Origin of the sequence: Thalassospira alkalitolerans, from assembly GCF_002115745.1 — a bacterium.
Lineage (GTDB): Bacteria > Pseudomonadota > Alphaproteobacteria > Rhodospirillales > Thalassospiraceae > Thalassospira > Thalassospira alkalitolerans.
Map to the genome: position 1 here is coordinate 1 of NZ_JFKB01000034.1, position 10,428 is coordinate 10,428.

Sequence of the window (10,428 nt, forward strand, 5' to 3'; positions counted from 1 at the left end):
TCACCGCAAGCACGTCGGGTAGCGTCACGGTTGGCGGGTCTGGCACCGGTTCCCTTACCCTTCAAGGCACGGCGGCCAATATCAACACATGGCTCGATACTGCCAGTAACATCCAGTACACTGGCGCATTGGGTGCATCGGGCGACAACGCCGCGACCTTTACGATCAATGCCAATGACGGCACCACCAATCCGCAGGTTGGCAGCGGAAATATTGATATTACAGACGTAAATCCAGTGAATACGGTCCCCGGTGCTCAGAGCGCGGTGGACGGCACGGCCAAGGCAATTACCGGTATTTCTGTTGCCGATAATGATAGCGCAAACGTGACAACTACGGTGTCGGTGGGGGCAGGCCTTGGTTCGTTTTCCACGACTGGGGCGGCAACAATCACCGGTCTTGGCACCAATTCAATTCAAATTTCCGGTTCAATAGCAAGCGTCAATGCAACGCTGGCAAACCTGACATATACACCCGCCGTCAATGCATCGGGGGCGCAGACGATTACGGTCTTGACCTCGGACGGGACCAATTCCGACACGGATACCATTTCTGTTGCGGTGCAGGATCGTCCAACGGTAGGCGGATTATCCGGGGATAGTGTTAATTATACTGCCGGGCAGACGGTCAAACTGGATGTCGGCCAGAATGTCGTCATTTCGGATGCTGATTCCTCACACTTCAATTCGGGGAACCTGACGGTCAGTATCACAGCCGGTGGTGTCGGTTCCGAGGATATTCTGACGATTGAGACGTCTGGCACGACGATTACCCTTTCGGGAACGACAGCGACATCAACGGTAAGTGTCGGCGGTGTTGTAATCGGCACGCTTGCCAATAATATTGCGGCCGGGAATAATCTTGTCATTAATTTCAATTCGAACTCTACACCTGAACGTGTTCAGACCCTGATGAAAGCTGTTGCTTACCGTAATGCGGCGGGCACGCCGACATTTACCAACCGGACCGTCAGCTTCAATGTGTCTGATGGTAACAGCAATAGTAGCGGCGCAAATACGGTAACAGTGGTGCTTGCCCAGCCAGCAACGCAAACACCAACGCAGCCACCTCCTTCTCCGACGGTTACGACACCCGCGCCGCCCGTTACGGTTCTGCCAATCCTGCAAGTGCCGGGATCGGCAGGTGGAGATACCGGAACACCGATCAGCAGTGCGCTTAATACTGCGTCAAACTCCAACGGCTCGAGTGGGCCGATTATTGCCGGTGGGGTCATTCAGACGACAGTGACCGGTCAATTGGGTAATACCAGCCCAATTGGCAATTCAGGAACACCGGTCTCAGCCGGGCTAACGGCATCACAATTTGGTAGTGGAGGCGTGATCGGCAGTAATGTGACCTCTGTGGCAAGCAGTTTTTATGGTGCTGCTGGTACTGTCCTTCGCTCGAACATTAGTGGCGGTGTTTCTTTCGGCGATCTGCTTGGCACAGGTGGTGCTTCTGGCGCTAGTTCTGGTGGTGGTGTTGGGGGCGAGCCCGGAGATAGTGACGCAGGCAGCAATGACAGTCTTTTCGGAGCCCCTTCATCTGATGGCGGTAGCGATGGTGAAGACACACCTTCGGATGGCGGAACGGATGATATTCAGGCCATGAACGACAGTGCGGCTGAGGTGGAGCAGACAGAAAAGCTGGAGGATTTCAGTGTGCAGCTTGCTGCCTTTGGCGATGTGGCGGAGATGGAAACAATGTTGCTTGATCAGGTTTTAAGTACCTACCGTATCCCGGTTTGACGATTATCTGATTTTGGGGCTGATACGACCGTCGGATTAACGATCAATCGGTTGCCATTGTCCTTACGAGACACAGTATTGAAAGAGGGATGTTTCGGTCTCGGGACTGAAACCGAAACAAACTTGGACGCAGAGACAAATAACCGGACATTTGTGAGACAGATTTTCCGGAATTTGAGTTTACTTGGGGGAATATCGACTTGGTTTACCGTGTACTGAATTTTCCCGGCACTTTCCATAAGTGGCGGAAGGTAACCGTTGCGCTGGCAACTGTAGCACTGCTTTCGGCATGTGCCGTCACACCGGAACCACTGACGACTGCTGAAAACAATGCGCGTGTCGCTAATGACCTAGAACGTCTGTTCGAAAAGCAGGAAAAGATCACTGGGCCGTTGACGCTTGAAGAAGCGATCGCGCGAGCGCTCAAATACAACCTTGATCACCGGCTTAAATTGATGGAAGAAGCTGTCGCGATGGGACAGCTTGATGTCGCCAACGTCAACCTTCTGCCCAATGTTGTGGCCAATTCAGGCTGGACGCAGCGAAACCGAGCAGATTCAACTTATAACGAGGACAAGACTTCCACCTCGATCAGTTCGGACAAAAAAATCCGCGATAGCGATCTGACGGTAAGCTGGAATGTTCTGGATTTCGCCATCGGTTATATGCGTGCTCATCAGCAGGCGGATATGGCATTAATCGTTAAGGAACGACGCCGTCAGGTGATTCATAATGTTATCAATGATACGCGCAATGCCTATTGGCGCGCTGCTGCGGCCGAGCGTGCCTTGGTACAGTTTGAACCGGCTCTGGAACGGGTTCGCAGCGCTCTTTCGCGTTCAGAAACCCAGGTTCGCGAACGTGTTGGTGCGCCTCTTGATGCTCTGACCTATCAGGAAGATCTCCTTTTGACCCTGCGGGAGCTTGAAGCCCGACGGCGTCAGTTGGTCGAGGCCCGGACCGAGCTTGCTGTCCTCATGAACATTCACCCCGATAGCGATTTTACGGTTGCGGCGGCGGTTGAAACCGATAGTGATCCGATGCCTGTTCTAAGCCATACGTCGGAAGAACTTGAATTGGCCGCGCTCAAGAACCGTTCGGAACTACGTTCGGAAGCTTATCAGTTGCGGATCAACCAACAAGAAGCAAAGATCGCAATCGTACAGATGGTTCCGGGGTTGAATTTCAGTGCCGGTATCAATCACACGACGGATAGTTATAAGGTAAATTCGGATTGGTATGAGGGATCGCTCAACCTTTCATGGAACCTGATGCAGCTGTTTAAGGCGCCTGCGAATATGCGTCTTGCGGATAGCCAAATTGAACTTTCAGAAGTCCGTCGCCTTGCATTGAGCATGGCTGTGATCAGTCAGGTAAATATTGCACAATTGCGTTTTGCCCATGCCAAACGTGACTACGAACTGACCGACCGGATTGCATCGGTGCAGGATCAGATTTCACAAACCGTCAATGCCAGCCAGTCTGCAAATACGGTCGGCGAAGCGCAGGCAATCCGTGCTGATGTTCGTGCCTTGCTGAGCAATTTGCAGCGCGATATGGCTTATGCCGATATGCAGGCCTCATATGGACGGTTGTTCGCATCAATCGGTGCAGATCCGTTCCCGAACGATATTCCTGATAATTCTATCGATACGCTTGCTCAGATGGTTGGAGGAGTTCTTAAGCGCTGGAACCATGGGGATTATGACGCACCAGTCACCATTGCAAAAAGCGATGATGACCCGGCACTGGCGAAAGAACCTATGTCGGCTGCCGTTAAGTGATGCTTTTCGTTCTGACTTGGTTAAGCGGGTATCTGTCTAAATGTCAGCACTCTAGACAAGGTGCCACAGCCAGCATGTTTTGCATGCTTGCGGTGGTGGTGTTTTTGTCTCCGACCCTGGCGAGCGGGCAGGAGACATTGGAAACACGTGTCTTGGTGACAACTCAGGATCGTGCCATTCTTTCCGGCGAGCTTGCCGCGAGAATTGATAAAATGGCCGTTCGTCCGGGACAGAGTTTCAAGAAAGGTGATTTGCTGATTGCGTTTGATTGCACGGCTTACAGGGCGCAACGTGCTACTGCCGCCGCTGATTACAGGCAAACGGATGCCCAGTTTAAATCCCAGCAACGTTTGTTTGAGCTCCGCAGTGTCGGCGAGCTTGATGTTATTATGGCGGAAGCCGCCCGCGACCGGACACTTGCACAAGTGCGATTGCATGATGTGTATCTTGACCGTTGCCAGATAACAGCGCCTTACGACGGTGCGGTTATCCAATGGCTGAGCCAACCTTTTCAGACGGCTAATCCCGGGGATGAGCTGATGGAAATCATAGGTTCAGGTAATTTGGAGCTGGAATTGATTATGCCGTCAAGCTGGCTTTCATGGCTTTCGGTGGGGCAAGCGTTCCAAGCGAAAATCGAGGAAACCGGGGCGATAATTGAGGCAAAGACCGAAAGGATTGGCGCTGATATAGATCCGGTAAGTCAGACGGTAAAAATCTTTGCGACCATCGATGGCGGTGATGACAGGTTGCTGCCGGGCATGAGTGGTGTTGCTGTTTTTGATCCGAAATCGTGACCGCTTTCAGAATAAAGTGTAAGTCGCATCAGCTGAAGACTGACAGGTAAAATGAGCACCATTACAGCATCCGCGGTTTTGCTGGGCATTGAGAAATCCATTCGGCAGGCTCGGGATATGACAGCGCTTCAGTTTGTTGCGGTGACTGAAACCCGGCGGCTGATTTCCTATCAACAGGCCGTATTGCTGTCATATGGGGTGGGTGGAAAATTGCGGGTGGTGGCGGTTTCCAATGTCCCGTCTGTGGACCGCAATGCGCCTTATATCCGCTTTGTTGAAAAGCTTGCAAACAGGGACGGCCCATCGGATCAGAAAAGGGTTCTTTCGCGTACTGTGGACGCCAGGGGTGATGATGCTGAATGGCGCGAATTCCTTCAGGACAGTATCCTTTGTCAGCCGGTTCTGGCCCCAGATGGAACGCCGCTTGGTCTTCTTTTGCTGGTCAGGGCAAAGGAATGGTTGGATGAGGAAATACTTCTGATCGAACAACTGACGGATGCGCTTGGACATGCGTGGAATGCACTTCGACCCCGCAAAAAGCGGGGTGGATTGTTCGAGGCAGGGAAAAAACGACGGGTCGTTTTGGTCGGGGGGTTGATCGCTATTATTGCTGTGCTGTGTATCCCGGTGCGTCAAAGCATTATTGCCCCGGCAACGGTAATGCCGCGCGATCCGGTCATGATTGCGGCACCGATCACAGGCGTTATTCGCGAAATCAGGGTTCGCCCGAATGCACCAGTTGCAAAGGATGATCTTTTGTTTTCCTTTGAAGGTGCGGAATTTCGGGCAAATTATGAAATATCCCTGCGGGCGGTGGATACAGCCGAAGCCGAACTGCGACGCGCATCGCAGCAGGCCTTTGGTGACGCGAAGGGGCGCGCTGAAGTCGCCCTTTCGCAGACCCGTCTGGCATTGCGTCAGGAACAGGCGAAGTTTAGCCGCTATCAACTCTCGCAGGTTGATGTAAGGGCACCGCAATCGGGCATTGCTATTTTCAGTGATCCGAACGATTGGCGGGGCCGGCCGGTTTCGACCGGTGAACAGGTGATGGCCATTGCCGCACCTGCCGCTGCCGAACTTGGTATTTCCATTCCTGTCGCGGATGCGATTACCCTGCAATCAGGGGCCGAAGTCCGGTTATTCCTTGATGTTGATCCGCTTGGTTCGATTGGCGCAACGCTTGAATATACGGCCTATCAGCCAAAGGAAACACCCGATGGTATATTGGCTTATCGGGCGGTTGCACGCTTTGATAATCCTGAAGATATTCCCCGTATCGGGCTTAGGGGATCGGCAAAAATCATGGGGGACCGTGTTCCATTGGCGCTGTTTCTTTTCCGACGGCCGCTTGCAGCGTTGCGCCAGATGATCGGGTTCTGATCCGCCATGGCAATCGCATCGCAAGGTAGCGCACAAGACATCGTCGTACCGCCGTTGCGCGAAGACCTACGACTTTTGCCCGCGGGAACCGATGAATATGGTGCGCCTTGCTGGACAATTCACGATCCTGTTCGCAACCGGTATTTCCGGATCGGTTATGCCGCATTTGAAATGTTGCGCCGGTGGCATTTCAAACGCGGGCAGTCCATCATCGATCGAATTTGCTGCGACACGGTTCTGACCGTCGATGAGGCATCGCTGACCGGACTGATAAAATTTCTTCATGGGAATGGTCTTTTGCAACGCGACAGCCCCGAGGCCGTGGCGGAGTTCTCGCGTATTGCGAGTGCAGGAAAACTGTCATTCTGGAAGTGGCTGATTCATAACTATCTTTTTATCCGCGTTCCGTTGGTGCATCCAGATGGCTTTCTGCGCAGAACACAGGCCTTCGCTGATATTGTCGCATCGCGTAACGTTCAGCTTGGAATTCTGTTTCTGGGCGCAATCGGCATTTTCCTGACGATGCGTCAGTGGGATTTGTTTGTGTCGACGTTTCTTGGTTTCGCCAACTGGCAAGGCGTGGTCTGGATGGCGGTTACCCTTACTCTGGCCAAAATTCTTCACGAGTTGGGGCATGCCTATAGTGCGGCACGTTATGGCTGCCGGGTTCCGTCGATGGGGGTTGCGTTGCTGGTGATGTATCCGGTTCTTTATACTGATACGTCGGATGCTTGGCGGATTGTCAGCAAAAAACTCAGACTTCGGATTGCGGCGGCGGGTATTCGGGTTGAATTGGCGATTGCGCTTCTGGCAACATTTTTCTGGCATGTTGTTCCATCAGGACCGATGCAAAGTGCTGTGTTCCTGCTGGCAACGGCCACTTGGGTCACGACGCTTTTGATCAATCTCAGCCCTTTTATGCGGTTTGACGGCTATTATCTGTTGTCAGATTTTCTTGGTATCGAGAATCTTCAAAACCGTTCTTTTGCGATGGCCAAATGGACGATACGCGAGGTTCTTTTCAAGTTTGGGCATTCTGCACCTGAACCGATGTCACAGGAAAAACGGCGAATGCTCGCCATTTTTGCGATTGCCGTATGGATTTATCGCTTCTTTCTGTTCCTTGGCATTGCAATGGTCGTCTATCACCTGTTCTTCAAAGTTCTTGGCATTGCCCTTTTTGCAATTGAAATAGCATGGTTCATCCTCATCCCAATTTTCAATGAAATGAAACACTGGTGGAAAGATCGCCATAACGCAAAAGTGACACCGCATCTTTTGGTGACGGGATTTTTAATGTGTGTACTGGTTGTTCTGGTTTTCGTGCCTTGGCAATCCCGTGTTTCGGCAGATGCTGTGTTTCAGGCAGGCAGTGACGCGGAAGTCGTAAGTACAGTAGCGGGGCAGATCGGTGAGATCATGGTTAAAAAGGGGGATCAGGTTAGCGCCGGTGATGTGGTTGCAACCATGATCGCCCCGGAACTTGATGCTGAGCACCGGATCCGCGAACTGGAACTTGCCGAAGCGAGAATACTTCTTGCTCAAACCGAAGCAAGCCGGGGCGACCTTGGTGATTCTGCTGCTCGTATTCAGGAAATGCGCCGTTTGGCGGCTCGGATCGTTGCACTGGAGGCCCGGCAGGACCGGTTGATTTTGCGGGCGCCGATCAACGGTGCTGTTCGCGAAATGGCCGAAGATATTCGGGTCGGCGGCTGGATAGCACCGCGAGTTCCGATTGCCCGAATTGTCGGTGCCGGGGAACGTTCGTCGTGGAAAGTTGTCGCTTATGTGTCTCAGCGCGATATCGCCCGGATTGACGGGCGGCCTTTGGCAAAGTTCTATCCCGAACAGTTTGCCCAACCCGTTCTGGAAGTGGAGATCGAGACTGTCGAGCGGTTCAATAGCAAATACCTTGAGGCACCTGCACTTGCAGCCATCCATGGCGGCACGATTGCGGCGACGGCGGATAAGGACGGTCGCTATACCCCATATGACCCCGTCTTCAAGGTAGAAGGGATCGTTGTCGGGAATTGGGAAAGTAATATCGCCCAAAGCGATTTTTCAATGACCCGACGGGGGACTTTGCAAATTGATGCCGCGCCTGTGAGTTGGGCTCAACGTCTCTATGAAGCGGTTGTTTCAGGTTTTATCAGAGAGATGAGTTTCTAGGGGCAGAACTCCCTAACACTTAAGTTATTCAATAATCTAAAAACGAGATTAAGAGTTCCAAGTTATGAAGGGACGTTTCTGACTCTCTGATGAACAATGGGTCGAGATAAATCCGTTTTTGGGCATTATCAAGCTAACCGTCAAAGATGTGGAGCGGTTGGAAATGGTTCAGCCTTTTCGGGAAATGTCAAATTTTCTGGCAAATGAAAAAGCTAAGTGATTGATTTATTATCAAGTCGGATGTCATCTTTTCTGTCAGCTGACATTAACCACAGGCGGTGTCTAAAAACCGGATAGCGCATTTCATGACCTAAGCTCAAAGTCTTTCGCCTGGGCTGTAAGAATTCATCCCCTCCCTTTTGCATGGCATATCAATCTGTCCTCGTCGAGTATGTCTGCATTGAACAAAAACAATCAGCTCAAACACGAAACAGCGCCAATCCCCAGTCCGCGGAGCTTGGCAATCGATTTAATTCTATCCATGAGGTGATGCTGGGTCGTGTCCCGCACACAGTGGTTTTTCGCAACTAACTGAAGCGTTTCCCCCGTTATCGTCGCCTGTATATGAGACAGCCAGACACGAGGATTACGGCATCCTGATACATTGGAACGAATAGCCCCGCCTTTTCTAGACATCCTGCGGGTTCAGTTTTTGCTGCCGCTCGAAATTCACGGGCGACAACATCCCATTGTTAGCGTGTTTGCGTTTTGGATTGTAGAACATTTCGATGTAGTCGAACACGTCCTGCCTTGCGTCACCTCTGGTGCGATAGGTTGTTCGTCGGATGCGTTCGCGCTTGAGCAGGTTGAAAAAGCTCTCGGCCACTGCGTTATCATGGCAATTACCTCTGCGGCTCATCGAGTGTTCCAGATTGTGATGTCGCAGGAACGATGCCCAATCAATGCTGGTGAACTGTGAGCCTTGATCGGAGTAGATCAGTACCCTGTTCTTAGGCTTTCTCCGCCAGACAGCCATCAGCAAGGCTTGCAAAACTAAGTCCGTTGTCTGGCGGCTTTGCATGGCCCAACCGATAACTTTGCGCGAATACAGATCAATGACGACCGCCAGATACGCAAAACCCTCATAGGTTCTGATGTAGGTGATATCGGTCACCCAGACCTTGTCAGGAGTGGCAACATCAAACTGGCGTGCCAAAGTATTATCGACAGCTATTGAGGGCCGACCACCATACTTGGCGGCGCGGCGTTTATAGCCAATCTGGGCTTTAATCCCTGCCAGCCTTGCCAGTCGGGCTACACGGTTCGGACAGCACGTCTCACCCTGATCACGCAGGTCATCGTGCAGCTTGCGATAACCGTAGACCTTGCCGCTATCCTGCCACGCTTCCTTGAGCAACTCAGTTTGCCGCTGATCTTCAGTGGCTCTTTTGCTGAAAGGGTTCTTGCGTCAGGCATAAAATCCGCTCGGATGAACACAAAGCATCCGACACATGGCACAAATGCTGTACTGCACGCGATGCGCCTTGATGAACGCTTACCTCACTTTGCATCCTTGGCGAAGTACGCGCTTGCTTTTTTAGTATGTCACGCTCCTCGGTGACACGCGCCAGTTCCTGCTTCAATCGTCTGATCTCGGACGACTGATCGTCCCTTGCTGCGCTACCAGGAGACGCTGAATACCGCTTCATCCAAGCATAAAGAGAATGTGTGCTGACGCCCAATCGTTGCGAAACATCACTAACGGAATATCCCCGCTCAGTAATCTGCTTGATCGCGTCAATCTTGAAATCTTCGGTAAATCGGGGGCTACCCATAATCTTCTCCTTGTCCTCATTTCTAGTGGGCAAGGTGTCTACAAATCTAGGCGCTATACATCTCTGCAATCGGGAATATCTGTGACCTCTATCAGCAGATTGAATGCTGGAACTTCTTCAGGGCTGCCGACTATGTGCCATATTAAAAGCAAAACGCTTTAGACGCCCCAAAAACATAATTCACTTGTCAAACAACAGAATCAAAAGCTTTTTGTCAATAATCACCCCAAACTTGGCAGACCTTTAACTACCAATCCCCGGCATGCTGCAAGCCTAACAATCTCGAACAGCAAGTGATTTTGAACCGTATCCCGCGCACAGCGATTTCTGGCAACAAGCTGCAACGTATTTCCTGTCACAGAGGCACTAATTTTGGACAACCAAGCTCCCGGGTTTCGGCATCCAGAAAGTTCCCTTTTAGAAATTATCCTGCATATCTCCCGCCAAGCTTCTGGTGCGTCTTCGTCACAAACTTGCGGCCAACGGGAACCTGCATCGCCTGATGGTGTCTTTGGTTTCAGGTCGTCAAGAACATCCAGTACCGCCAGACGTGAAGATCTTTTTCCCTTCTGTCGTAAACCATCAAGCTCCGACCGAACCACATGAAGACCAACGCTATCAATCGCTTCACTCACCCTCAAACACGCATTCGTCAGCGTCCAAGGCTCTGAGCACAACCGCTGCCATTCTCTTGCTAAAATCAAACATTGATCATCGACGGCAGGAAGGACGGTCGCACCGATGCCAGAAACGGCATTTGCCTGTTCTCTTTCAT

At 51.7% G+C, this 10,428-nt stretch carries 5 protein-coding genes and 2 pseudogenes; 5 read left to right on the forward strand and 2 right to left on the reverse strand.

All coding sequences use genetic code 11. The features are described 5' to 3' along the window. From TALK_RS22180 to TALK_RS21525, 5 genes are all read left to right on the forward strand, one after another. The coding region (locus tag TALK_RS22180) for a beta strand repeat-containing protein (RefSeq protein WP_211274872.1) at positions 1-1,748 on the forward strand (1,748 nt) is incomplete at its 5' end. Positions 1,749-1,948: 200 nt separating this feature from the next. Further along, complete coding sequence (locus TALK_RS21510) at positions 1,949-3,532, forward strand: TolC family protein (protein WP_085621223.1); 1,584 nt, start codon at positions 1,949-1,951, stop codon at positions 3,530-3,532. A gap of 83 nt (positions 3,533-3,615) precedes the next feature. Next, positions 3,616-4,329 (forward strand): efflux RND transporter periplasmic adaptor subunit, encoded by a 714-nt coding sequence (locus tag TALK_RS21515; RefSeq protein WP_169715093.1) that lies wholly within the window; start codon positions 3,616-3,618, stop codon positions 4,327-4,329. 51 nt (positions 4,330-4,380) lie between these two features. Next, positions 4,381-5,709 (forward strand): efflux RND transporter periplasmic adaptor subunit, encoded by a 1,329-nt coding sequence (locus TALK_RS21520; RefSeq protein ID WP_085621225.1) that lies wholly within the window; start codon positions 4,381-4,383, stop codon positions 5,707-5,709. 6 nt (positions 5,710-5,715) lie between these two features. Next, on the forward strand, positions 5,716-7,878 hold the full coding sequence (locus TALK_RS21525) for an HlyD family efflux transporter periplasmic adaptor subunit (RefSeq protein ID WP_085621226.1): 2,163 nt from the start codon (positions 5,716-5,718) through the stop codon (positions 7,876-7,878). A 628-nt stretch (positions 7,879-8,506) separates the two neighbouring features. Here the strand turns inward: TALK_RS21525 and TALK_RS21530 are convergent. Both TALK_RS21530 and TALK_RS22185 read right to left on the reverse strand, forming a co-directional pair. Further along, positions 8,507-9,653, reverse strand: a pseudogene (locus TALK_RS21530) (IS3 family transposase). A 221-nt stretch (positions 9,654-9,874) separates the two neighbouring features. Further along, positions 9,875-10,428 (reverse strand): annotated as a pseudogene (locus tag TALK_RS22185) (helix-turn-helix domain-containing protein); the annotation flags it as partial.

Coding starts and splice junctions, on each gene's coding strand:
- TALK_RS21515 (WP_169715093.1), top strand. CDS start 3,616: ATGCTTGCGGTGGTGGTGTTTTTGTCTCCGACCCTGGCGAGCGGGCAG.
- TALK_RS21525 (WP_085621226.1), top strand. CDS start 5,716: ATGGCAATCGCATCGCAAGGTAGCGCACAAGACATCGTCGTACCGCCG.
- TALK_RS21520 (WP_085621225.1), top strand. CDS start 4,381: ATGAGCACCATTACAGCATCCGCGGTTTTGCTGGGCATTGAGAAATCC.